18 protein-coding genes and 1 tRNA gene are annotated in these 25,446 nt (G+C 57.8%); 10 read left to right on the top strand and 9 right to left on the bottom strand.

Annotated features, from left to right (window positions below):
• Positions 1-2 precede the first annotated feature (2 nt).
• The 5 genes from JO972_RS03550 to JO972_RS03530 all read left to right on the top strand — a co-directional run bounded on the left by JO972_RS03550 (position 3) and on the right by JO972_RS03530 (position 6,696).
• A complete protein-coding gene (locus JO972_RS03550; RefSeq protein WP_309488623.1) occupies positions 3-1,616 on the top strand; it encodes a divalent metal cation transporter in 1,614 nt (537 codons plus the stop codon).
• A 21-nt stretch (positions 1,617-1,637) separates the two neighbouring features.
• A complete protein-coding gene (locus JO972_RS03545; protein WP_309488622.1) occupies positions 1,638-2,681 on the top strand; it encodes a Gfo/Idh/MocA family protein in 1,044 nt (347 codons plus the stop codon).
• A 58-nt stretch (positions 2,682-2,739) separates the two neighbouring features.
• A complete protein-coding gene (locus JO972_RS03540; protein WP_309488621.1) occupies positions 2,740-3,606 on the top strand; it encodes a sugar phosphate isomerase/epimerase family protein in 867 nt (288 codons plus the stop codon).
• A gap of 76 nt (positions 3,607-3,682) precedes the next feature.
• Positions 3,683-4,381 (top strand): 3-keto-disaccharide hydrolase, encoded by a 699-nt coding sequence (locus tag JO972_RS03535; RefSeq protein ID WP_309488620.1) that lies wholly within the window; start codon positions 3,683-3,685, stop codon positions 4,379-4,381.
• Between the two features lie 26 nt (positions 4,382-4,407).
• On the top strand, positions 4,408-6,696 hold the full coding sequence (locus JO972_RS03530) for a DUF7133 domain-containing protein (protein WP_309488619.1): 2,289 nt from the start codon (positions 4,408-4,410) through the stop codon (positions 6,694-6,696).
• A 97-nt stretch (positions 6,697-6,793) separates the two neighbouring features.
• Here the strand turns inward: JO972_RS03530 and JO972_RS03525 are convergent, their stop codons facing one another.
• Positions 6,794-8,602: a serine/threonine protein kinase gene (locus tag JO972_RS03525; protein ID WP_309488618.1), complete on the bottom strand. Its 1,809-nt coding sequence runs from the start codon at positions 8,600-8,602 to the stop codon at positions 6,794-6,796.
• Positions 8,603-8,850: 248 nt separating this feature from the next.
• Here JO972_RS03525 and JO972_RS03520 point away from each other — a divergent pair, with 248 nt between their 5' ends.
• A complete protein-coding gene (locus tag JO972_RS03520) occupies positions 8,851-9,594 on the top strand; it encodes a MauE/DoxX family redox-associated membrane protein (RefSeq protein ID WP_309488617.1) in 744 nt (247 codons plus the stop codon).
• Between the two features lie 34 nt (positions 9,595-9,628).
• Here the strand turns inward: JO972_RS03520 and JO972_RS03515 are convergent, their stop codons facing one another.
• The 3 genes from JO972_RS03515 to JO972_RS03505 form a co-directional block, all read right to left on the bottom strand.
• Positions 9,629-10,657 carry an aldose epimerase family protein gene (locus JO972_RS03515; protein WP_309488616.1) on the bottom strand — a complete coding sequence of 343 codons (1,029 nt, stop codon included), beginning with the start codon at positions 10,655-10,657 and terminating at the stop codon, positions 9,629-9,631.
• Positions 10,658-10,759: 102 nt separating this feature from the next.
• A tRNA-Val gene (locus JO972_RS03510) sits at positions 10,760-10,834 on the bottom strand.
• 100 nt (positions 10,835-10,934) lie between these two features.
• Positions 10,935-12,335 (bottom strand): MBL fold metallo-hydrolase RNA specificity domain-containing protein, encoded by a 1,401-nt coding sequence (locus tag JO972_RS03505; RefSeq protein ID WP_309488615.1) that lies wholly within the window; start codon positions 12,333-12,335, stop codon positions 10,935-10,937.
• A gap of 118 nt (positions 12,336-12,453) precedes the next feature.
• Here JO972_RS03505 and JO972_RS03500 point away from each other — a divergent pair, with 118 nt between their 5' ends.
• A complete protein-coding gene (locus JO972_RS03500) occupies positions 12,454-13,089 on the top strand; it encodes a L,D-transpeptidase family protein (RefSeq protein ID WP_309488614.1) in 636 nt (211 codons plus the stop codon).
• A gap of 10 nt (positions 13,090-13,099) precedes the next feature.
• Here the strand turns inward: JO972_RS03500 and ftsA are convergent, their stop codons facing one another.
• Genes ftsA through murG form a run of 5 tightly spaced genes read right to left on the bottom strand, consistent with a single transcriptional unit; the run spans position 13,100 to position 19,698 of the window.
• On the bottom strand, positions 13,100-14,314 hold the full coding sequence (gene ftsA, locus JO972_RS03495) for a cell division protein FtsA (protein ID WP_309488613.1): 1,215 nt from the start codon (positions 14,312-14,314) through the stop codon (positions 13,100-13,102).
• A gap of 27 nt (positions 14,315-14,341) precedes the next feature.
• Positions 14,342-15,328 carry a cell division protein FtsQ/DivIB gene (locus JO972_RS03490; RefSeq protein ID WP_309488612.1) on the bottom strand — a complete coding sequence of 329 codons (987 nt, stop codon included), beginning with the start codon at positions 15,326-15,328 and terminating at the stop codon, positions 14,342-14,344.
• 6 nt (positions 15,329-15,334) lie between these two features.
• A complete protein-coding gene (locus JO972_RS03485) occupies positions 15,335-16,252 on the bottom strand; it encodes a D-alanine--D-alanine ligase (protein ID WP_309488611.1) in 918 nt (305 codons plus the stop codon).
• A gap of 12 nt (positions 16,253-16,264) precedes the next feature.
• Positions 16,265-18,568: a UDP-N-acetylmuramate--L-alanine ligase gene (murC, locus tag JO972_RS03480; protein WP_309488610.1), complete on the bottom strand. Its 2,304-nt coding sequence runs from the start codon at positions 18,566-18,568 to the stop codon at positions 16,265-16,267.
• A 47-nt stretch (positions 18,569-18,615) separates the two neighbouring features.
• Positions 18,616-19,698: an undecaprenyldiphospho-muramoylpentapeptide beta-N-acetylglucosaminyltransferase gene (gene murG / locus JO972_RS03475; protein WP_309488609.1), complete on the bottom strand. Its 1,083-nt coding sequence runs from the start codon at positions 19,696-19,698 to the stop codon at positions 18,616-18,618.
• 186 nt (positions 19,699-19,884) lie between these two features.
• On the opposite strand from murG, the gene JO972_RS03470 reads away from it, so the two are divergent.
• The 3 genes from JO972_RS03470 (at position 19,885) to JO972_RS03460 (ending at position 25,439) form a co-directional block, all read left to right on the top strand.
• Positions 19,885-22,548, top strand: coding sequence for a DEAD/DEAH box helicase (locus tag JO972_RS03470; RefSeq protein WP_309488608.1), 2,664 nt, complete (start codon positions 19,885-19,887; stop codon positions 22,546-22,548).
• 44 nt (positions 22,549-22,592) lie between these two features.
• Entirely contained in the window at positions 22,593-23,144 is a 552-nt protein-coding gene (locus JO972_RS03465; RefSeq protein ID WP_309488607.1) for a TFIIB-type zinc ribbon-containing protein, read from the top strand.
• Between the two features lie 234 nt (positions 23,145-23,378).
• On the top strand, positions 23,379-25,439 hold the full coding sequence (locus tag JO972_RS03460; RefSeq protein ID WP_309488606.1) for a DUF1549 domain-containing protein: 2,061 nt from the start codon (positions 23,379-23,381) through the stop codon (positions 25,437-25,439).
• Positions 25,440-25,446 lie beyond the last annotated feature (7 nt).

Raw genomic sequence — 25,446 nt, 5'->3', positions numbered from 1 at the left:
ATATGTCAGACCCTCTCACTCGCGCCCAGAACGGCGGATTCCTCACCAAACTCGGCATTTACGCCAAACTCAGCGGCCCGGGCTGGATCCAGGCGGCGGTCACCCTCGGCGGAGGTTCACTCGTCGGTGCGCTCTACCTCGGCGTAATCGGCGGCTATGAGTTCCTCTGGCTGCAACCACTGGCCATGCTGTGCGGTATCGTCATGCTGGCGGCCATTTCCTACGTCACCCTCTCCACCGATGAGCGACCCTTCCGCACCGTGGAGAAAAAAATCTCCCCCGCACTCGCCTGGGGCTGGCTGATTGCCACCGTGATTGCCGACACCGTTTTCTGCGCCGCCCAGTTTGCGCTGGGAACCGGGGCGATCACCGGCAACTTGGGCTTCGATGTGAACCCCTATGTCATCACCGTTTCCTTCTTCATCATCTCGCTGTCACTGATTGCAATCTCCCAAAAGGAAGGCAAGGCGTCACGCATCATCGATAATGTGCTGAAGGGTCTGGTCGCCATCATCGTGCTCGCGTTCATGGGAGTGGTTGTCACGCTTGCGGCTAAGGGAGCCATCAACTGGGGCCACCTCTTCGGCGGTCTCATTCCTGACTTCACTGCCCTTTTCCGACCCACCGATCAGATCAACACCGCCATCCAAGCCACTGGAGAACAATCGGCTTATTGGACCGAATACGTCACCACCCAGCAGCGTTCTAAAATCATCGCCGCCTTCGGCACCGCCGTAGGGATCAACATGACCTTCCTGCTGCCTTACTCTCTGAAGAAAAAAGGCTGGGGCAAAGAGCACCGCGAGCTCTCACGCTTCGATCTCGGTCTGGGTCTGTTCATCCCCTTTATCCTCGGAGCCTCGGCGCTGGTGATCTCATCAGCTGCCAGTTTCCACGCGAAACATGCCGACGTCATCGACGCTCAGGGCAAACCGCTCGCCGGAATGGAGGGCATCTACAACGAGGTGTTAGACAAACGCATTGCCAGCACCAACAAGGAATTCGCCAATCTCAACGACGAGGACAAAGCCGCAGCGCGCCTCACCGTTCCCCTTCCGGAAAAACAACTCGCCGCGATGCTCTCCAACCGCAAGGCCTCCAACCTCGCCAAGTCGCTGGAGCCATTCCTCGGCAAAGGTGCCCAGATCATTTTCGGCATCGGCGTTCTCGCCATGGCAATTTCCACCATGCTGGTGCACATGATGATGAACGGCTACGCCATCTCGGAAGCTGTGAACAAGGTTGGCAGCGCCAAGGTCTTCTTGATCGGTGCCGCCATGCCTGCCATCGCCGGCCTGTTTTCCCCCCACCTTTGGTCGGGCGAATCGAAGGCCGCCATGGCCGTGCCAGCCTCCGTCATCGCCACCACCCTTTTACCCATCGCCTACCTCGCCTTTATCCTCCTGATGAACTCGAAGTCAGCCCTCGGAAATGAAATCCCCAAGAAGCGCGCATTGATCAACATCCTGATGATCATCTCGGCAGGGGTTGCCAGCTTTGCCTCGATCTGGGCACTGAGCGGCAAAGGTCTGCCCGGTCAACTCGGCATGGGAGCCCTCGCCATCCTGGCCATCGTCGGTATCATCGGCTTCGTCAAAAACAACAAAATCGCCTAACCTCAACAACCTACTTATCTTATGAAATTCGGAATTATTGGAGCCGGTATGATCGGCCGTTTTCACGCCAAGGCCATCACCGACATGGACGGCGGATCGCTTCACTCGGTCTTTGATCTCAACCAGGAGCGCGCCGAGACATTGGCCAGCGACTTTGGGGCGAAGGCTTACTCGGACATGGATGCTTTCCTCGCGGACAGTGACTTGGAAATTGTCACCGTCGGCACTCCCAGCGGCGCCCACCTCGATCCCACACTTGCTGCCCTCAATGCAGGAAAACACGCGATCGTTGAGAAGCCCTTAGAAGTCACTCTCGAGCGCATCGATCAACTCATCGCCGCGGCGAAAGAAAACGGCAAGACGCTCGCCGCTGTGCTGAACCGCCGTTTCCACCCGGGCATGAAGGCATTTAAAAAAGCCGCAGATGAAGGACGCTTCGGCACCCTCGCTTCGGCATCCGCCTACATCAAATGGTATCGCGATCAGGCTTACTACGATTCCGCAGGCTGGCGCGGCACATGGGCGCTCGACGGCGGTGGTGCGCTGATGAACCAATCGATCCATACGGTCGACGCCCTGATCCACCTCGCCGGACCCGTGAAAAGTGTGCAGGCGAATACCGTCTGCCTCGCCCACGAACGCATCGAGGTCGAAGACCATTGCGTAGCGGTGTTGGAATTTGAAAATGGCGCCCGCGGCGTGATTGAGGCATCCACCTGCTGCTGGTCGAAAGACGGCCACCCGGCCCGTGTGCAGCTGTCAGGAACGGAAGGTTCGGTATTTCTTGCCGATGAATCCTTCGAGAGCTGGGACTTCATGGAGGAAAAACCGGAAGACGCTGAGATCAAGGAAACGCTGATGAAAGGCCAGGAAGCAGGACTCGGCGCCAACGATCCCACCGCGATCAATACCTACCAGCACCAGCGCAACTTCGAGGAGGTGGTGCAAGCCATTGCCGAAGGCCGCGAACCGACCACTTCGTCCGCCGAAGCCAGAAAACCGGTCGCCGTCATCACCGCGATCTACGAGTCCGCGCAAAACGACGGCAAAAAGATCCTCCTCTAAGCTGCGCCCCGACGCAGTGCCCCATCTCGAAATTCCTATTCCCGATTTCCCAACCAGCATGAAACTCACCGGATTCGCCGACGAAGCGGCGCTCGACCTCGCCACCCAGATCAAAGCTACTAAGGAGCTCGGCTGGGATTACATCTCCGCCCGCGGCATCGATGGCAAGAACATCCACGACCTGAGCGACAAGGCATTCGACACCGCCTGCGGCCAGCTCGAGGACGCCGGGATCAAGATCGCCGAGTTCGGATCGTTGATCGGTAGTTGGTCGAAAAAAATCGACAGCGACTTCACCCTCACCATGGATGAAGTCGAGCGCTGCATTCCCCGGATGCAACGGCTCGGCACCGAGATCGTCCGCGTCATGTCCTACGCCCAAGAACCATGGGGCGAGGACCAGCGGGAGCACGAACGCTTCCGTCGCCTGCGCGCCGTCACCGCCCGCTTCAGCGAGGCCGGCATCACCGTGGCGCATGAGAACTGCATGAACTACGGCGGCTTTTCCAGCGGCCACACCCTGCGCCTCATCGAGGAAGTCCCCGGCCTGCGCCTGATCTTCGACACCGGCAATCCGGTCTTCCAACGCGACCGCTCCCAGGAGGAACCTCAGCCGTGGCAGGACGCATGGCAATTTTACCAAGACGTGCGCGAGCACATCATCCACATCCACATCAAAGACTGTCGGAATCCGAAAAGTGACGACGTCGAGCCGGAGTATGTTTTCCCGGGCGATGGTCAGGCCTATGTGCCGGCGATCATCGATGACCTCAAGGCGAACGATTACGACGGCTTCATCGCCATCGAGCCCCATGTGGCAACGGTTTTCCACGCCAAGTCGGATGAGGTGGATTGGCAACAGTGCTACGACAGCTACGTCAAATACGGCAAGGCAATGGAAGGAATCATCGCTGGCTCGGATTAGAAAAATGTCGCATCCTGAATAAAACTGATACGCATTTTTTGATAGTGAGATGGGTATTAGGAACGTATAAGTAGGCATGCACCTAGCTCGATTAACCACCTTCATTGCGGCCGCTGCCGTATTCACCTCCGCAACTCTCCATGCCGAACCTGCAGCCGCAGAGGCCAAGGATAGCAAGACCATCGCCCTGTTCGATGGCAAAACCCTCGATGGTTGGAAAATCGTTGGCGGCAACGGCCAGTTCAAGGTTGAGGACGGCTGCATCGTGGGTCACGGCGAGAACGTGAAGGGCAACACCTTCCTGCGCACCGAGAAGACCTACGGCGACTTCGAACTCACCTTTGAGTTCAAGTTTGACGATCGCAGTGGCAACTCCGGCCTAATGTTCCGCGCCCTGCAAAAACCATCCAAAGATGGCAATGGTCGCGTCTACGGCTACCAGTGCGAAGGCGACAATGGCCACGCCCGCTCATGGACGGCAGGCCTGTTCGATGAGAAACGCCGCGGCTGGCTTTTCCCCGATAAGAAAAACAAAGAACAGTGCGCCAAGTTCACAGCTCAAGGTCAAAAACTCTTCAAATGGGACGACTGGAACACCATCGTGATCCGCTGCGAAGGCAACCACATCCAGACCTGGCTCAATGGCGAACAACGCGTCGATTTCACAGACACCGATAAGAAAGACGACACCCGCGAGGGCTTCTTCGGCCTCCAGGTGCACAGTGGAAAATCCTGCCATGTTCGCTGGCGCAACTTGCAGCTGAAGCAACTCTAAGCCAGATTCCCCCCATCCAGCCGATTATGAAGCTCTCATCGCACACACGCATCCTCCTCACCGCATCGCTGAGTCTGGTCTGCCTTCCTGGTTTCGCCCAGCAAGGGAACCGCAAAGGGCATGATATGACCGATCCGATACCGATCGATTCCATCCCGCCTTCGCCCTACCTCGATCTCGACGATGCGCTGAAATCCTTTAAAATGGCACCTGGTTTTGTCATCGAACCGGTAGCCGCTGGCGAAGATGTCGACATGTCGGTGGCACTGTCGTTTGATGCCAACGGCCGTGCCTGGTCGTGTGAAATGCGAAGCTACATGCCGGATCTCGATGGCAATGGTGAACAAAAACCCAACGGTCGCATCCGCGTTCTGGAAGATACCAATGGCGATGGCAAAATCGACCGAACCACCACCTTCCTCGATGGTCTGGTGCTGCCGCGTGCCGTGGCCGTCACCAGCGACGGTTGCCTCTACACCAGCAAGGACGTTCTGTATTTCATCAAACGCGATGGTCTGAAGCCCGTGGGCGAACCGGTCGTGGTCGATGCCGAATACGCCATTGGCGGCAACCCGGAGCACAAGGCGAACGGCCTGCTGCTGGGTCATGACAACTGGTATTACAACGCCAAATCTAACAAACGCTACCGCCGCGTCAAAGGCCAATGGCAGATTGAGAAAACCAACAACCGCGGCCAATGGGGCGTGGCCAAGGACAATGCCGGTAACCTTTACCACAATAGCAACAGCGTCCTGCTCGTCGGCGATGTGTTCCCTCCGATGTTCATGCGCGGAAACTCCCACTACACGCCGAAGGCTAGGATTTCCGAGCGTGTGGGAACGAACAAAACCAACCCCATCCACATGACCCCAGGTGTCAACCGCGCCTACATGAAGGATATTTTGGATAAGGATGGCAAGCTGGCCAATGCCACCGCTGCAGCCGGCATGACCATCTACCGGGGCGACAACTTCCCAGCCTCCGCCGTGGGCATGGGCTTCACCACCGAACCAGCTGGTGACTTAATCAAGGCAATCCAGATCGAACGCGACCAGTGGAACAAACCCAAAGGATCCCACCCTTATGGCGACAAGGAATTCCTCGCCAGCGACGATGAGTGGTTCCTGCCCTGCAACATCTACACCGCCCCGGACGGCACGCTGTGGATCGTCGATATGTATTTCGGCCTGTTGCAGCACAAAACCTACATGACCAGCTACCTGCGCCGCCAGTATGTGCACCGCAAGCTCGACCAGCCAAAGCCGTCGACCGGTCGCATCTACCGCGTGCGTTACGAGAAAAATAAAGTCTCCGAGGTGCCGAAACTCGAGGGCCTAACGCCTGCTCAATGGATCCCATACCTCAGCCACGCCAATGGCACCATCCGCGACACCGCCCAGCGCCTGCTCGTGGAGTCCGGCGATCTTAGCATCGTCGATGCGCTGGTAAAGGTGGTGGCCGATCGCACCAATCCCCTCGCTCAGATCCACGCCATGTGGACCTTGGAAGGGCTCGACAGCATCACCGCCCCAGCCCTCATCCCGGCTCTGAAAAGCGATCACACGGATGTCGTCAACAACGCTCTCAACCTCGTCGCCACCCTGCGACTCAAGGACGAAACGCTGCAAAAGGCGATCGTCTCCCTGCCCGAGAACACCCGCACACTGCATGCCCAAATCAAGGCACTGGCCGCCACAGGATCCAGCGATGAGGCACTGAAATTGACCGAAAGCCATCTCAAGGCCCCCTGGGTCCGTGAAACATTGATCAGCGGACTCGGCGCCGAGGTGGTGAGCTTCCGCAAGGAGCACAGCAAACTCTCCGATGGCAAACTCGACAAGCTCGTCAGCGCCGCGACCAAAGCTACCCAGCAGGCAGATGTGGTGAAAAAAGCCCCCGGATCGCATCTCAAGGGGAAAGCCCTGGAATCGTTCAACCGCGGTAAAAACGTCTACATTAACAAGGCCGCCTGTTTCGCCTGCCACGGCCAAGAAGGCGAAGGCATGGACAACATGGGGCCTCCCCTGGACAAGTCAGAGTGGGTCACCGGAGACATCACACGCTTCACCAAAATCTTGCTGCACGGCATGACCGGGCCGATCACCGTGGCTGGCAAAAAATACAGTCCCCCACTGGCCATGCCCGGCCTGAAGGACAACCACGCCATCTCCGATCAAGACCTTGCGGACGTCATCACCTTCACACGGAACAGCTGGAGCAACAAAGCCTCGGCTGGCGACGTCAATGAAGTCCGCAAAGTCAGAGCATCCACCCAGGATCAAGCCACCCCCTATCAGGCAAAAGACCTCCAGTAGCGAGCACTGTCACGGCGACGAGGTCGCCCATCTTTTCCAAAGGACGCTGATGCATTTCAGCGTCCTTTTTTCGTCATCGCAGTCGACAATCCTGCCGCTACTCCTTCGACTCAATCGACACCCCACATAAGCCAATGGAAAAGGCACCACTTACAGACGAGGAGGTTGAAAGTAGGCGAATGGTGTAGAAGTCGCCCGGCTTAGGATGATTGATCTCGATAGGTAGGCAGAGCACCCCGGCATCGGTCGCAGGTATCAATTTCACCTCTGCGGATTCACTCTCAGGGGTATCGATTTCCACACGGACATCACAGTAACGTTGAAGGAAATAGAGATTCGCAGTGAACGATTCTGTGGCCTCAGCAGGGATCCGCAGAAGCAACTCGTAGCCAGCGCCCGGCTTACTGCCCGTGTGATTCCCAGTCGCAGCTCTCGGAAGTAACTTTTTCCCTCCGGATTTAAAATTCACCGATGGTTGGGTGTAACGGTATTCGCTCTTTACGTCACTCAGTTGAAAACTCTGAATATACGAGCCATCGATCTTCGATGTGTAGTTTTCAGGGGAAGGTAGAGTGGTAGTCACGAGCCAATCCAAGGAGTTTGCCGTATCGAGATTAACCACCACCGGATCTTCCCGTTCCGCGTTAGTATTGACCATCATCGCTTGGGAAATCTGCACCGAAGGAAGAGCTTCGCTTTCAGCGGCATCAGAACTTGCCTGTTGCTCGCTTTGCCGTTGGTTCAACATGATGAACAGCCCCCCGACCACTAATACCGCCAAGATGCCAGACAAGGTGAGCTTGAGAGTTTTCTTCTTGGCTTCCGCCACGATATCTTGATGCAGAGCTCCAGCGCTCTGGGCTGACGTGCCCAAGCCAAGCCCCAAGCCCTGGGCTTTTGCAGCGCTGTTAGCCGCCGCTGCGTGCACTGCTGAGTTGGCAGGTTGACGCTGAGGAGTTGGATTGCCAAATGTGCTCACCGGCGTTGCGGGAGTGGCTGCCACAGGGCCAGTGCTGGCACGTAACTGTGGCATCTCCGCCAATTCCACAGCATGGGTTTCACCCGGCACGTTAGGGGCTACCTCATCCAGGGTGATGGTATGCAGTGACACCATCGCCTCTGCCGTGTCCATAGGTCTTGCTAGCGGATCATGAGACACCAGCCGCATCACCCATTCAGCGAAACTAGGGTCCACATTTTCTACATAATCTGACAGGGGAGGCATGCCCTTACTTTGGTAGGCTGCCACGCACTCGTCTGCGTCCATCCCCGAAAAAGGATGCCCGCCTACCAAGGCCGTGTAGCACAGCTGCCCCAGCATGAACAAATCCGCTCGGGCATCCGGCTCGACATCTCGATCATGTAATTCCGGAGCAAGCAAAACAGGATCAGCCACGCTGACTTGCTCACCTTTCACCATGGATACCAACTGATTCAAACCAAGATCTACCAGCAGATAGCGATGACCTCCCGCAGCCCGATGCACTCGGCTGACCGATGCGGTATGAAGGGCTCCATGATAGACACCCGACTGATGAGCCGCATGCAAGGCTTCTAACATATCTGCCGCCATCCGATGAACCCCCACCTGACCGAGCGCCCCCTTTTCCAAACGTTCAGCCAATGAGTCACCCTCAATGTACTGAGTCACCACAAAGGCGCCATCGTCTTCCGTGGAAATATCATAAATAGTCAGCAAGTTCGGGTGCTGCATGTTGCAAAGTTTCCCTGCAAATTTGCTAAAATCTTTGCGCCAAGAATCACTCCTGCTCTCCACGACTTTACGGTCCGCCTGTTCAATGTGCCTGAACATCACCCGGCGCTGAAGCATGGTATCATCTGCGAGGTATACCGCCCCGAGGAGATCTTCACCCAGCTGGCTAACTATTTCATAACGATCGATCATTGTAATTTATTTGTTAGTTTAGGGTCGTGGATATTCAAGCAATCCTTCTAAAGCATCTCTATCAGCATGATGAGCAGTGCGACAAGATCGAGTAAAGCCTCAAATCCGCTCATCTGAACTCTCATCTACGCCAAAAAGAAACGTCTTTAAAGGTGCCCCAAATTGCTCAAGCCCACCTCCATAGCACCTCTCTCCTATTCAAGCTCACTTGATTGATCTCTCGACTGCCTTATGTTGATCAACCCGTTATGAGTCAAAAAGCAAAAATAGTCCGCATCGTTTCGACTGATCACTTCTGCCCGTGGGGGCTCAAGGCACTCGATCTGTTACGGCGGCGTGGTTACGACATCGACGACCAGCACCTCGAGAGCTCCGAGGAAAACAAACGATACAAAGAGGAAAACGGCTACGACGAGACACCGCAAATCTGGATTGAGGACAAACACATCGGCACCTACGACGATTTGCGCGAGCACTTTGATCTCGGCCCGGATCCGAAACAAGGTGATACCTACCAGCCGGTGATTGCCGTGTTTGCCGTCGCCTTGGTTATGGCCTTCACCTCCTGTTGGGCACAGCAGGGAGCGTTGGACCTCATCCGCATCACCGAGCTGTTCATCGCGATCAGCATGTGTGTGCTGGGTATTCTCAAGCTGCAGGATCTGAAATCCTTTGCCACCGGATTTGTCCAGTATGACCTCGTCGCCCAGCGCTACGTCCCCTACTCCAATGTCTACCCGGTCATCGAAGCCGGTGCAGGTGCGATGATGATTGCCGGGCTATTCACCTGGGTCGTGGCGCCCCTCGCCCTGATCGTCAGCAGTATTGGTGCGGTCTCCGTTTTCAAAGCGGTCTACATCGAGAAACGAGACCTCAAGTGCGCCTGCGTCGGCGGTGGCAGCAGCGTGCCGCTGGGCTTCATCTCACTGACTGAAAACTTGCTGATGATGGCGATGTCGATCTGGATGATGACCAAGCAAATTTGGTTCTAACACCCAAGCGACCAGTCAGCCGCTGGTGCATGGATCACGCCTCGAGGTCACAGCCGAATCTCCACACGATGCGATGCAGGTATCGTTGACCGGGACGGAGCTCGGCACTCGGAAAATCCGGACGGTTCGGCGCATCGGGGAAATTTTCCGACTCCAATGCCACGCCGGCATGGGGCGCGGTGACCCCACCCGCCTTGCCGGGCACTTCGTCGGATAGAAAGCCACCCGTGTAAAGATGCACCGCCGGCTGATCGGTCTGCATTTCCAGCCACCGACCACTCACCGGGTGTTCCAGTCGCAGGGCCGACCGCAGCCCTTCGCCCTCGATCACCATGGCATGGTCGATGCCACGCATCTCGGCAATCTGAGGATCCGGGTGATCGAGCCGATCTCCCAAGCTGGCGCCCCGCCGAAAATCAAAGGGTGTGTTATCGACCGGAAGCCGCTCTCCCAGCGCGAGGTAGTTGGAATCAATCGGTAAAAATTCAGCCGCCCTCATCTGCAGCACATGATCCCTGATGTTGGAGCTCGGCACGCCGCTGAGGTTCCAATACACGTGATTGGTGAGGTTCACCACCGTGGCGGCATCCGTGGTGGCGAAATACGTTAGGCTCAGCTGGCCGTCGGTCGACAATTGGTAGTGGGCACTGACCTGCAGAGCTCCCGGGTAGCCCCCGTCTCCGTCCGGGCTACTGAGTTCAAAACGCACCCCGCACTGCCGACCCTCGGCGTCCCTGTCGACCTCGGCCACTGACCAGTCGCGCTGATGAAAGGCGGCATCGCCACCGTGCAAGGAGTTCGGACCATCGTTGCATGCCACTTGATAGTCTCGGCCGTCCAAGCGGAAGCGGCCTTTGGCAATGCGATTGGCGAAACGACCACAACTCGCGCCGAATGCTGCGCTGTTCCGGTAAAAATCGTCTAAGCTCTCACAGCCCACGGTGATCTCGGCCGGCTGGCCGTGACGGTCCAGTGTCTCGATCCCAAAAATCGCCGCACCGCGCGCCACTAAACGGACTTTGACGGTAGCCGATTCCAATTCGATGATCTCTGCAGCAGGCATGTATTAAACAGAGCGCAAAGAGATTGCATCACAAGCATGTTAGAAACGGTAAACTTCTCTCACAATGCCCAAGACGAGCTTCCGAAGGGTGTGGAGAAAAAATGGTGCGCGATGCAGGATTTGAACCTGCGACATCATGCGTGTGAAGCATGCGCTCTACCCCTGAGCTAATCGCGCTTAGTTAAAATAACCATTCTGCCGGAGGCAGGGCGGATTTGTTACCGCAGCGCCTCGCTGGATGCAAGCTGTTTTTTTCTCTTCGTCCCGTCGGAGTCGATCAAAACGTCTGCTCCATCCCCAGCTCAGCCACCTGGATATCGCCTTGGTGGATTTCCGCCAAAGATTCCGCCAGCGCCGCTGAGCGTGTGGGCTCGCCGTGCACTAGCCAGACCTTCTTTTTCGGTCCGGTGATCCCCTTGAAGTAATCGAGCAGCTCCGAATGATCGGCATGACCGGAAAAGGAATCCATGATCTCGACTTGAGCCCGGAGCTTGTAGGGCTCGCCAAAAATGTTCACCTCCGGTTGCTTGTGGCGGATTTTCCAGCCCAGTGTGTTCTCGGCGCAGTAGCCCACGAAGAGAATCGTGTTATTCGGGTTGCCGATGCCATTGCGCAGGTGGTGGAGGATGCGACCCGCCTCGCACATGCCCGAGGCCGAGATGATGATCGCTTGCTTTTTACTGTCGTTCAGCTCCTTCGATTTGCTCACAGCACGGATCAGAGTGAGTCCCTCGAAGCCGAAGGGATTGCGCTTGTTATACAGAAACTGATGCACCTCCTCGTTGAAACATTCCGGGTGTAGGCGGAAGATTTCCGTCGCATTCACCGCCAGCGGGCTATCGACGTAGACCGGGACTTCAGGAATCCGGCCGTCCTCGAACAGCTGATGCAGCACATACAGCACCTGCTGGGTGCGCTCCACGGCAAAGCAGGGAATGATGATCTTGCCGCCCCGTTCGATAGCTTTCTTCAGCACATCGGCAATGCGGTCGTCCGCCTTGGTTCCCAGCTCGTGCTCACGCCCGCCGTAGGTGCTTTCCATCAAGACATAGTCGATGTTTTCCGCCGACACCGGGTCGGAGAGGATGTCGTTGCCGCCGCGCCCCACATCGCCGGAGAACAGGAAGCGCTTGGTTTGACCGTCATCCTCGTCTTCAACTTCCAGCACCACCTGGGCGCTACCGAGGATGTGACCGGCATCGATGAAGCGCAGGGTGACTCCGTTGGCCACATGCATGGGCCGATTGTAGCCGACGTTGACAAACTGCTTCATGCATTGGTTCACATCCTCCTTGGTGTAGATCACATCCACCGGCTGCTCACCGCGTTTTTTGCGCTTTTTGTTGAGCCATTTGGCATCGCTTTCCTGAATGTGCGCGCAGTCGGCGAGCATGATCTGGCAAAGATCGCGGGTGGCAAAGGTGGCAAAGATGTTGCCGGTGAAGCCATGCTTGGTCAGGTTCGGCAGGTTCCCCGAGTGATCGATGTGCGCGTGGGAAAGGATCACCGCATCGATCGTTTTCGGATCGAAATGCGGGAAGCAGCAGTTCACCTCGTAGGCATCCTTGCGGTGCCCCTGATAGAGGCCGCAATCGAGAAGGATTTTTTTGCCATTGATTTCAAGGAGATGCTGAGAACCAGTGGTCGTGCCTGCCGCGCCGCAAAATTTAATCTTCATCTAACTATGTAACGGCAGATTTCCCACACTGGCAAGCTGGCAGATGCTGATTTCGGTCATTTTTGGAAAAATGCACATGGAAAGATGCAAAGGGTGAAGGCAGTGCTATGCTGCCGCAATGAAAGTATCGATTCTACTGAGTTTCGCCCTGGCGCTTCTAATCAGCAGCTGCGCCACGCCTCCGCCAGCCCCTCCGACGCAGGCCGCAAAGCCCGTCTTTAAAAACCCGCACCCTCCCGGCACCTATGCCCATTTCAAGGCCGAGCCAAGCTACCCGAAAACTTCGAACAGCTACCGCAACCACGAAGTACTGGCCCGAACCAATGCCGAGAACTCTCGCATCGTGATCTCCCTGCCGCTGCAGCGCGCCTTCCTGATGAATGGCGATGAAGTGGCGATCGATTACGCGGTATCCACTGGCACCTCGACCCACCCAACGCCTCCGGGCAATTACAAGATCTTGGAAAAGATCGTCGATAAACGCTCGAACCTTTACGGCAAAATCTACGATGCCGATGGAAATGTCCACAAAAGCGATGCCAGCTCGCGCAAGGACACGGTGCCGGAGGGTGGTAAATTTGTCGGCGCAGCCATGCCCTACTGGATGCGTCTGACCTGGAGTGGCATTGGCATGCACGTCGGCCGAGTGCCACGTTACCCCGCGTCACACGCCTGCATCCGTGGACAGTCGCACATCGTGCCGATCATCTACTCCAAGGTGAAAATTGGCACGCCTGTGACTATCCAAGGATAGGCCCCGTTGCCTATCGACTGAACGGCCAGATCGATTTCAAAGCGCGGGTCACCGGACCTCCACTGTTCGATTCGCGCTCGGCATCGAGAATTTGCGCATAGCGGATCAGGCCGACAGCGGTGGAATACTGAGGATCGCGGAAGTTGGCGTGCACGCCACTGATGTTGGATTGCTCGGACTGGTAGATCGGCAGGTCGAACACTTTGTTCGCCAGCTCACTAAAGCCACGCATGCTGCTGGTGCCTCCGGTGAGAAACACGCCGGTGCCAATTTCCTTGATCGCATTTTCCGGTAAGCGATCGAGGATGAGATACAGCGTTTCTTCCAAACGGCCGTTGATGATGTCGTTCAGCAGCGAGCGCTTCATTTCACCTTCCTCGAGGCCGTGGTCATCGATGATTTTCACCATCCCTATGCCTCTCGCCGGGTCACCTGAGGCGTCCCCTTCGGTTCGTTTCAGCTCCTCGGCGCGGGAAAATGGAATGTGTGTGACCAGGTGGATGTCGTTGGTGATGTGATCGCCCCCGACGGGAATACAGCCGGACGCAGCAATCGCTCCTTTGAGATAGAGCACGTAATCGGTGGTGCCGCCGCCGATATCAATGACCAGTGCGCCGGCATCCTTATGTTCACGATCGAGCGCGACCTGTGCGGCGGCGATGGGTGCAAAAACGACGTCGTCCACCTCCAGCGGAATCTCACGAACACATTTGATGCTGTTCTGAATCCTTGTGCGAATGCCGTGCACGATGTGAAAATCAACATCGAGGGATCGACCTAACAGACCCACCGGGCTGACGCTGTGCTCCTGGCCGTCGAGGTGGTAGTGGCGGATGAAATTGTGCAGATACACGTGGTCGCCGGGAATCGCCAGGTCTCGGGCGATCTCGGTAGCCTCATCGAGGTGGTTTTCATGCACTTCCTCCTCGTCATCAGGAAGACGGAAGGTGCCACGGTTATTGACTCCTGCGATATGGGATCCGGTCACGGCTAACAGCACGCTGCTAATATCGACATCACAGATGTCCTCGGCCTTGAGCAGGGCGTGTTTCAGCCCGGCTTTCGCCTGTGGATAATCGGTGATTTCACCTTTCCGAACTCCCGCACTACGGGTCTCACCGACCCCCAGAATTTTCACCGAGCCATCCGGCTTCACCTCACCTACAACCATGCAGGTTTTGGTGGTGCCGATTTCGACGCCTACGTGAATTTTGGATTTGGACATGATGCTAGTAAAAAATGGGAACATGGTTTAATCGCGGTCGAGGATCGACTCGATCTCCTGCACGTCTGGACTGACTGTCACCGGTTTGCGGCGTGGTTTGATCAAGACTGGGTCCCCGGCGAATTTAACGGGGATATTTTTCTGAGGAATTAGGTTCACGTGCTGGATGCTGCGTTGCGTTTTCAGCGAGTGCTCGCAAATGGTGATGAAATCGGCGATTTGCCGCGAGTGATCATACATGCCAAAAATGGCGCGGGTGCCATCGTTGCAGACCGCTTCCATGGAGTAATCGTTCACCAGCACCACCCGTTCAGCCTGCCACTGGGCGCGGACTTTGGCGCTGTCGAACTCCTGGATCAATCGCAACGCACGCATCACCTCGGGGTGATTCATCTTACGACCGTGGACAAAAGCATTTTCCGCCGCATGCGCAACCACAATCACGGGGAGATCTCTCGACGATTCCCAGAGATATCCTTCGCAGGGAAAGGTGATTCCGTCCTTGTCGGCCAGTACGCCGCCATTTTGCCGACCCGGCAGACCCAGCTCCTCGCACTCGATCCACACCGCCGGCACCCGCTCGGTGATATCCACTTTCAAGGTGCCGGGGAGGCGGTAGGCGACTTCGCAGTCGATCACCTCCGGCAGCTCCCGCAGGCGCTCGCTGATCTCGGCGGTATCGATGGCAAAGATGCTCGATTCCGGATCGATGGAGGTGATGGACATCAAGCGTTGGACATTGAAGTGCCCGTTGGTCTGCAGGTCGATTTCCTGCAGCTTGTATTTTTCATTGCCGAGGAACAGGTGCTGCACCCCGCGCCAGCCGCCCCAGACGACCAGACCAAGCATTGCCAGGATCATGATCACCTTGGCCGACGCACCCAAACCACGCATCACCTGAATCATCACGATCCGCGGCGAGCTGACCTTGATGTGCAGTTGTTGCAGATCACCATTACGCCGCGCTACACGGGGCGAGCGGGTGGTCTTTTTGCGTGGTTTGAACAGGGACATGGTGGTTTAGCTCCTTTCTGCGAGCGAGAGTTCGGCAATTTTCTGACACAGGGGACCAAATTCATATCCGGCGACCTTGGCCGCTTTCGGCAGCAGGCTACTGGCGGTCATGCCGGGTATGGTGTTGGCTTCTAACACGAACGGGTTTCCATCGTCATCGAGCAAGACATCGACCCGGGAGTAAATTTCACAGCCGAGGGCGCGGTGCGCGGCAAGGGCGGCGTCCTGAACTTTCTTGGTGGTCGCCTCGTCGAGATCGGCAGGGCAGTAGTAATCGGTGCCGCCATCGTCATTGAGCCACGGATATTTGTTGTTCATGTCGTAGAACCCACTGCGCGGCGCGATGTGCACGATCGGTAAAACCTCATCATCGAGCACCCCGACGGTGAGCTCCTTGCCTTGGACAAACTGCTCGACCAGCACTTCGTCACCATACTTGGCGGCATCTTCCATCGCCGCCATGGCTTCGTCTTCGGTCTGCACGATGTGCACGCCCACGCTCGACCCTTCACGCGGTGGTTTCACCACATAGGGCAGCGCCATGTCCGGCAACTTGGCACCGGAAGAGCAATCGACAATCTCGGATGCGGGAGTCGGCACGCCATGATCGACAAAGGCGACCTTGCTGGCCACTTTATCGAATGCCAGACGGCTGCTTTCCACACCTGCGCCGGTGTAGGGCATGCCCATGTCTTCCAACAATTGCTGCATCTCACCATCTTCACCGAAGGTGCCGTGGATGACATTGAAACAAAGCCGGGTGCCCTCCGGAACATCGAGGGCGTGGTCGGTGACGTCCACACCCACAGCATTGAGTCCTTCCCCCTGAAGCGCCTCCAGCACCGCATTTCCAGATGCCAGCGAAACCTTCCGTTCAGAGCCCGGGCCACCCATGAGGACGGCGATGAGTAATTGTTTGTCCATGATTGTTTTCAGTTAGAATGTGTAGTCGTCTTCACCGATGATTTGCACCTCGGTTTCCATTGTGATCCCGCGTTGTGATTTGGCTTTCGCCCGGATGTCATCGATCAGTCCCAGCACATCGGCGGATTTCGCTTTGCCGGTGTTGACGATGAAGTTGCCGTGGGCACGAGAGACCATGGCCTTGCCGAACGAGACCTCCTTCATCCCAAGCTCGTCGACTAACATGCCAGCCGGAACTTGCTCCGGATTTTTGAAAATGCAACCCGCACTGGCAGCGATCGGTTGGGAGCTGCGGCGTTTGTTTTTGGATTCTTCCATGCGCGCGGCGATGGCGTCGGCATCGGCCTGTTCGCCTTCGAAGGTGGCGGCTAAAGCGTAGTTCTGGCGTAGCTCCGGCACGCTGCGGTAGTGCGCGGTGATCTCGGCTCGTGGACGCTCGCGGATTTCCCCGTCCTCATCGAGGAAGGTCACGCTGAGCACCTGATCGAAGGTTTCCGTTCCCATGGCGCCGGCATTCATCCGCAATCCGCCACCGACGTTACCGGGGATGCCTTCCATCCACTCGAAGCCTGTTAGCCCGTGAGTGGCGGCGACACTGGCGACCTTTTTAAATCGGGCCCCAGCACCGGCGGTGATGACATTGCCGGACACCGTCACTTCGGAAAAGACACCACCTGTGGGGTGGATCACCGCACCGCGGATGCCGCCGTCGCGGACCAGCAGGTTCGATCCACGACCAATCACCCGCTGGGGCAGACCACGTTCGCGGCAGTAGGAAACCAGATCGGCAAAGGCAGCGTGGCTTTGCGGTTCGAGCCAAAACTGGGCTGGGCCGCCACAGAGGATGGTGGTGTGCCGACGCATCGGTTCATACAGCTTGGCGCTGACTTGACCGTCTTCCACCTGCCGCAGCATTTCTTCTAACACCGTCATGTCGCGCGCAATTTTTGCGCCGGCTTCGTGCACGTTTCCGGCACCAAGCGTCAGTAGCAGATCACCGTCATCAAGCGCATTGCCAACGACATGGTGGGCGGTGCGCACAGGTCCAACGACTTCCGCGCGGGTGTCGCCATTCGCCTTGATCGCATCCACGATCGTCTGCGCGGTGACGCCCTCGATCGGCAGCTCACTGGCCGGGTAGATATCGGTGACGAACACGCGGTCGGCCGCTTGCAGCGCCTTGCCAAAGTCATCCGCCAGCTTCTGGGTGCGACTGTATCGGTGCGGCTGGAAAACAACGACGAGTCGCTCCGGGTTCAGCGAGCGCGCCGTCTGCAGCGTGGCGGCCACCTCGGTAGGGTGATGGCCGTAGTCATCGATGATGCGTAGCTTCTTGGTCAGGTATTTGGTCTCGAACCTGCGGCGCGCACCGGCGAAGGTGGCGAGGGCGCGGGCGACCAGTTGAAAATCGACGCCCGCGGCATCGGACACCACAATGGCGGCCAGGGCATTCAGCACATTGTGCCGACCGGGAATCCCCAGCTCGACCCGACCTAACAACTCACCGCGCTTGGTGACGTCGAAGGTGACCGTGCCTCCGGTTTCGTGAATATCGGACGCTTGGAAATCGGCATGTTCCCAGCCGTAGGACACGGCGCCATCGCGCTCGGCGCACAGCTCGGTGGCGACCGGGCAGCCGGAGAAGTAAATTTTCTTCCCGCGCGTTTGATCGAGCAGGGTGCTGAACACCTCCTTGATGTGGTCGATGCCGGAATAGAAATCGAGGTGCTCTTCCTCGACGTTCAGCACCACGCTGTGCTCCGGCTGATAGAGTGCCAGGGTGCCGTCGCTTTCATCGCCTTCGGCCACCATCAGTTCGCCATTTTCCTCCCAGTGGGCATTGCTTCCCAGCACGGGGATCTCGGCGCCGACGTAGTGGCAGGGTTTGATCCCACCCCGGCGCAAGACGTGCGCGCACATCGCGGAGGTGGTGGTTTTTCCATGCGTTCCGGAGATCACCACGCCATTGCGCGTGTGCAGAATCGCAGCCAAACACTCGGCACGACGGATGCAGGGGATGTTCACCGCCCGCGCTTCGGTCCGCGCGACATTGTCCTCGCGGATGGCGGAGGAATACACCACCACGTCCGCACCGTGGACTTCATCGGCGTGGTGTGGACTGGAAAAGACCAGGCCCAAGCCTTGCATCCGATGGGTCTCGCCACTGGTAACACGATCCGAGCCGCTCACCTTGTGCCCCATACCTAACAACAACGAAGCCAAGCCACTCATGCCCGAGCCAGCCACGCCAATCAGGTGCACGTGGATCGGGTTCTCACGGTCAGTGAGGCGTTGGCTGAGTTCTTCGATATTCATGGAGATGCGTGAGAGAGTGGGGGAAAATAGGTGATCGGAAAATTGTGTTAGGAGGTCGTGATGACCTTGCAGATTCGGCTGGCCGCATCTTTCACGGCGAGCTGGTCTGCGCGGTTTTTCATTTCCTCGCAGACGGCAGGCTCCTCGGTGATGCGGATGATATCGGCCACCAGCGATCCGGCGTCCATCTCAGATTCTTGACGCAGCACGGCAGCACCGGCGCTTTCGAACACCTCGGCGTTGACCGTCTGGTGGTCATCGGCGGCGTAGGGGTAAGGCACGAGGACCGAGGGCAAAGCGACGTAGGCCAGCTCTGTCATGCTGGACGCACCGGAGCGGCACACCGCCATGTCCGCCGCGGCGTAGGCAGAGGCCATGTCATCGCAGAACAACAGCACGTGGTAACCTTTCAGATCCTTGGTAAGCTCCATCACGCGATCGTGGTCCGCGGCGCCGGTGATGTGGAGAAATTGCACACCGGGCATGGCCTTGGCCGCCTCCACCACCAGGGTGTTGAGGTGCTTGGCGCCCTGGCTACCACCCATCACCATCACGGTCTTGGCATCCTGAGCCAGTCCGTATTTCGCGCGAGCGTCCGCTTGGCTGGGTAGCTGTTCCAGCTCCTTGCGCACGGGAGTGCCGGTGACCTCGGTGTCGGAGTTGGGGAAATATTTCTTGGTCACGTCGAACCCTAACAGAACCTTCCGACACCAGCGTGCGGTCAGTCGGTTCGCCTTGCCGGGCACCGCATTCGAATCGTGCACGTAGGTCGCGAGCCCCATCTTCTTGCCTGCCATGACGGGCGGTAGTGAGGTGAAGCCCCCCATACCCAGCACCACATCCGCCTGCTCCTCCTTGAGGATGGCGCGGCACTGCTTGACGGTGCTCCAAAGACGGAACAGGAAGGGAATCATCTTCGGCGAGAGGGTGGCTGGCTTGGCGATGGCCGGAACCGTCTTGAAACGCAGATCGCCGTATTTGCTCGACGCCTGGGCATCGACTTTTTTCTCGGAAATCAACAACAGCACCTCGTGCCCCTGACGCTCAAGTTCCTCGGCCACTGCAATTCCCGGGAACAAATGCCCCCCAGTGCCTCCGCAGGCGATGATGACCTTCTTTTTTTCAGACATGTTCAGTAGTAATTGGGGGGGAATGAGGGGAAATTCGGGGGACCTCTGCGTCCGCCGACAGTATGAGGAAAAGGGTATTATTCAGCAATCCTTAAATACCTCTCCGAAGCCTGTTTTTCCCATAAAATCACCGATTTTACAGAAAACATCCGTGCCAACGCCACATTCCTCCGTTATGAGGGGGCTGTGACCCATCCTCCAGGCATTGATGACCTCCGTGAATTCCTCGCCTCAGGCGATTGGAAAAGCCTCTTCTCCGACAGCGTTCTCGCCGCCGGATTCAAAGCCGCCAGAGCGAAACGTGTCACCGGAACACGCGCTGAATTGCTGGATACCGGAGACATCGAAGTGGTCGGCACGGTGATCGATCCGGAGGGACATCAGGACGAGAGCACCCTGGCATTTTGGCTGGAGGAAGGGCGCTTACAGGTCGATACCGACTGCACCTGCCCGGTCCGCAGCGGCTGCGTCCACTCCGCCGCCGTGCTGGAACATCTCAGTCGGCCGAACCGACTTGAAAAGGCCTTCGGCAAGCTCCCTGAAAACACCCCTGCGCCGACCCAACAGCTCGATGCTGAAAAGTCCCCCGCCCCCGCAGAATCTCCATCCATCACCTTCCGCCTGCACATCAAACGCCGGCCGAACAACGATGACTTCCCCTGGCTCCCCGAGACCTACGCCACCGCCATCGCCGACTACGGCACGAAATCCTACCCGCTCGACCCCGCCGGCAACATCGCCCGACCACGCGATCGCGCCGCCGAGAGCAACGCGCTGAACACGCTCTACGCCCTCGACCTCATCCCCGGCGCCGAAACACCGCCAGTTTCGCTGAAAAAACTCCCCACCGTGGACGAAATCAGCACCCTCTGGGCTCCCGACTCGAAGCAATGGCAGCCGTCACTTTACTGGCAGCGCTTCCGCCACGAAGGCATCGCCGCACTGGAAAAACGAGGTTGGAAAGTCACCCTCGCCCACGACGTCGGACACAAGCCGCTCGCCTTCAACGCCTCCACCTGGAAGGCCGAAATCGTCGAGGAAGGTCGCGGCTGGTTCCACCTCTCGGCCGGATTCGAGGTCGATGGCGAACAAATCGAGCTGCAACCCGTGCTCGCCACCCTGGTGGAATACAATTTCCTCGAGATCACCCGGGATTTACCCGATGGCCAGCAGTTCCTGATCTTCCTGCCCGACGGCCGCGGGCTGACTTTACCGGTCGGTCGTTTCCGCCGCATCCTCACCCACCTCGGCGAGCTGATGGATTTCAAATTCGATGGCAAAAAGATGCGTCTGCACAAAGTGGAAGCCGCCGCCGTGGCCGAGACCTTAGAGCAGGATCTCGAAAGCGAAACGCCGGAGGAAATCAAAACCCTGGCGCTCGCCTCCAAGACACCAAACAAGGCCTCCACTCCGGTGCCCAACACCCTCAAAGCTGAACTCCGCAGCTACCAAGAGGAAGGTTACCAATGGATGCAATTCCTCGCCAACAACGAACTCCACGGCATCCTCGCCGATGATATGGGTCTGGGGAAAACCATGCAGACCCTGACCCACATCCTCGCGGAAAAGGAGAAGGGAAACACACTGCCCAACCTCGTGGTCGCCCCCACCAGTGTGGTGGAAAACTGGCAACGCGAAGCCGCCAAATTCGCCCCCTCACTCAAGGTCGTGATCCTGCAGGGGGCCGATCGCTATCAGCGCTACAGCCAGCTGCCGAACTGCGATATCGCCCTCACCTCTTACGCCCTGCTGCACCGTGACCTCGAGCCCCTTTCCAGTCAGCCCTTCCACCTCTTAGTGCTCGATGAAGCCCAGCACATCAAGAACCCTGGAGCGCAGGTCACCACCGCCGTCAAGCAGCTCGATTCACGCCACCGCGTCTGCCTTTCCGGCACCCCGGTGGAGAACCACCTTGGAGAACTGTGGAGCCTTTTCGAATTCCTCATGCCAGGCCTGTTAGGAACCAGCGAAACCTTCCGCGAGACCTTCCGGAACCCCATCGAGAAAGACGGCAACCAGCAACGCGCCGATGCCCTCGCCCACAAGGTAGGGCCACTGATCCTGCGCCGCACCAAGGACCAGGTCGCCACCGAACTGCCACCGAAAACCGAGATCCCCCACCTCATCGAACTCGGCGAACACGAAAAAGACCTCTACGAAACCGTGCGCGCCACCATGGACAAACACGTTCGCCAGGCGCTCGCCATCCGTGGCCAGCAAGCCCAGATGGTTTTCCTCGATGCCCTACTCAAACTCCGCCAAATCTGCTGCCACCCAAACCTCGTCGACACAGGCTCACTGAAGACTGAAAACCTCAAACCGAATACTTCCTCAAAATTCAACTACCTCACAGACCTCCTCGCCACCTTGAAAGAAGAAGGCCGCCGGGTGCTGATCTTTTCCCAGTTCACCTCGATGTTGGACATCATCGAGCAGCATCTTGTGGAGCAAGACACCAGCTATCTAAAACTCACCGGAGCCACCAAAAACCGCCAGGACTTGGTCGAAGATTTCCAAGCCGGCAAAGCCGAGGTCTTCCTCATCTCCCTAAAAGCGGGCGGCACCGGCCTCACCCTAACCAACGCCGACACCGTCATCCACTACGACCCCTGGTGGAACCCCGCCGCCGAAAACCAAGCGACCGACCGCGCCTACCGCATCGGCCAGGACAAGCCGGTCTTCGTTCACAAACTCATCTGCCAGGGCACCGTCGAGCAGCGCATCCAGCAGATGCAGGAAAAAAAGGCCGGCATCTCGGACTCCATCCTCACCGCCTCGCTCAACACCCTCAAACTCAACGACGACATTCTCACCAACCTGCTGGCCCCCATCCACCCGACCGAGGGGTGATTTCCAGCTTGCTCCCGTAGGCACGGAAGTCATAGTCGGGGAATATGAAAAGTCCCGTAGGATCGCACCAAGAACTCGTCCAAACTGAACTCGATGAAGGCCTGATTGCCTTTCGCTGCCCGGAATCCGGCGGGCACTGGATTCCTGTTGAAAACTACTGGCAGTGGCTACCGCTATCGACCCAGGAGGGAAAAAGCGACACGCCCGCAGCCCAGACCGACGCCCCTCTCAGCGAGTTCAATGACGCGGTGAAACTCTGCCCGGCCACCGGCACCATCATGACGCGTTACCGCGTGGGTCACGGGCTGGATTTCCGCATCGATCGCTCGATCACCGGAGGCATCTGGCTCGATGGCGGCGAGTGGGAAGCTCTGCAAGCCGGAAATTTGCACAACGAACTCCACCTCGTCTTCACCGCCCCCTGGCAGCAGGCGGTAAGAAATGCGGAACACGCCGCCCAGTATGATGCCATGCTGCGCGAGAAGCTCGGCGATGATCTCTACCAGCGCCTTTCGGACATCCGCGATGAACTGGTCGACCACCCGGCCAAGGCCGAGGCGGTGGCCTATTTGCAGCACACCAGCACCGATCATTGATCCGCCATGCCAGCACCCCGCAGCAGGATCTCGAGAGACTCGGTGAGGAACAACGAGACCGGGTGCTGGCCATACGATGCAATAAATCGACCCGGCCGACCGTATTCACTGGTTGAACGGGGTGGAATCGGCTGTCGCCGGCTCGGCTTCGATCGGATTTCTGCATTTCAATCAAAACCCTCGCAACCAACACACCCCTAGTCGGTTAAATCGCCTACACCAACTCCAGTCACCATGAAAAACCCCCTCCTCCCCACCAGAGCCATCGCCACGGTGCTCACCACCGTGGCCTGTCTCAGCCTCGCCCCACTGGCAGACGCCAAAGCATTTTCTCAGGAAACGGTGCGCAGCACGAGCAATGAGATCGATCAGCTTGTCGCCGCCTATTTGCAGAAGAGCAAGGTAAAGGCGAACCCGGTCATCGATGACGCCACCTTCATGCGCCGGGCATACATTTCCATCGGTGGCCGCATTCCCACCTCGGAAGAAGCTCGGGAATTTTTGACCGACACCGCCAAGGACAAACGCAAGAGCCTGGTCGACGCCCTGGTCCACTCGCAAGGCTACCAGAGCCAGATGTTCAACTTCTGGGCAGACCTGTTGCGGCTGCAGACCAATGATGAAAAATACGGACTCGGTTGGCACCAATGGATTCGTAGCGCGGTGGAGAACAACATGCCCTACGATCAGTTTGTCAACGAGATGCTCGCAGCCGAAGGCATGGCCGCGCGGAATCCGGCGGTGGGCTATTACCTGCGCGACCGAAACATGTTGTTAGATAATGTCAGCAACACCGCCCAAGTCTTCCTCGGCACTCAGATCGGCTGCGCCCAGTGCCACGATCACCCCTTTGACGATCTCACTCAGAAGCAGTATTTCGAGCTCGCCGCCTTCATGGGAGGCACCACTTACAAGAGCGACGCCGCCGAGCACTTGCTGCGCCGACTGACCACTTACACCCTGAAGGAAAATGGCATGGAGCTCGGCGATTTCCGCCAGGGTGGCGATCAAAAATCGCGCAAGAAAGCGATGAAAAACCGAGGTGTCGCCAAGAAATACGCCCGCGACTACGCCAGCCTGTTCAAGGATTTCAGAAGAAACGCCACCGGCACCAATGCCAGCCAGCAACTACGCCTGCCGAAGGACTACCAGTACAACGATGGCAAACCGGGGGAGATCCTCACGCCCAAAACCTACTTCGGCGATGCCATCACCAACGTCGCTAAGGACCAGCGCAGGAAGGCATTTGCCGGTTGGGTCACCAGCCCCAGCAATCCACGCTTTACCAAAGTCATCGTCAATCGCCTCTGGGCCGAGGTCTTTGGTCGGGGCATCGTCGAGCCGTTGGACGATTGGTCGGAGACCACACGTGTCTCCCACCCGGAATTGTTAGACTACCTCTGCGAGGTGATGAAAGCCACCGACTACGATGTCCAGCAGTTCATGCGCGTGCTCTATCACACCCGCTTGTTCGAAAGCGCGGTGGCCAGCGAGCAGGTTAAAATGGGCGGCAGCTACGATTTCCGCGGCCCTATTCTGCGCCGCATGTCCGCCGAGGAAATCCACGACTCCATGCTGGTGCTCGAGTTTGGAAACAAGGACAGCTCACAGAACTCCTCGATTCAATCCCAGTGGCAACAATACACCCAGAGCACCGAGAAGCTGTTCAAGATGTCGCTGCCTGAACTGGTCGCTCTCGATGAGGCTTCCGATGCCCAGGAGAAAATCCTCTACGCCGCGCGCGCCGAGAACCGCAAGCTCAAGCTCGCCATCAGCAAGGCGAAAGGCGCAGGCGAGATGGACAAGGTCGCCAAGCTCGAACGTCAGCTGCGTGAAGGCTACCGCAACATGAAGCGGAAAATGGACAGCTCCGGCGGCAATGACATGATGGCGATGATGGCCATGCGTAACCTCAGAATGCGCAAGGCTCCCATGCTGCGCGCCTCCGAGCAGCCCGCCCCATTCAGACCCGGCACCTTCATGCGCCAGTTCGGTGCCTCCGATCGCGAAACGTCGAACGCCTCGAACCAACACGCCTCCATCCCCCAGGCGCTCACCCTACTCAATGGCAAGGAAATCATGACCCTCACCGATGGCAAAGGCAAGCTGGCCAGGGAGATGCGGGCGTCAGCCACCGCCTCCCAGAAGTTGGAAACGCTCTTCCTTACCATCTACGGCAGCATGCCCACACCGGCAGAGCGCGAGCGCTTCGAGCCGCTGATGGGCAGCCCCCGTCAGGTGCAAACCCTGGCCAAGGCCATGCTGAACTCCAAACGCTTTCTCTTCGTCCAGTAACCTCCCC

Source organism: Oceaniferula flava, assembly GCF_016811075.1.
GTDB classification, from domain to species: Bacteria; Verrucomicrobiota; Verrucomicrobiia; order Verrucomicrobiales; family Akkermansiaceae; genus Oceaniferula; species Oceaniferula flava.
Note: the sequence above shows the minus strand (reverse complement) of the source record. Positions and strands in the feature narration are given on the sequence as shown.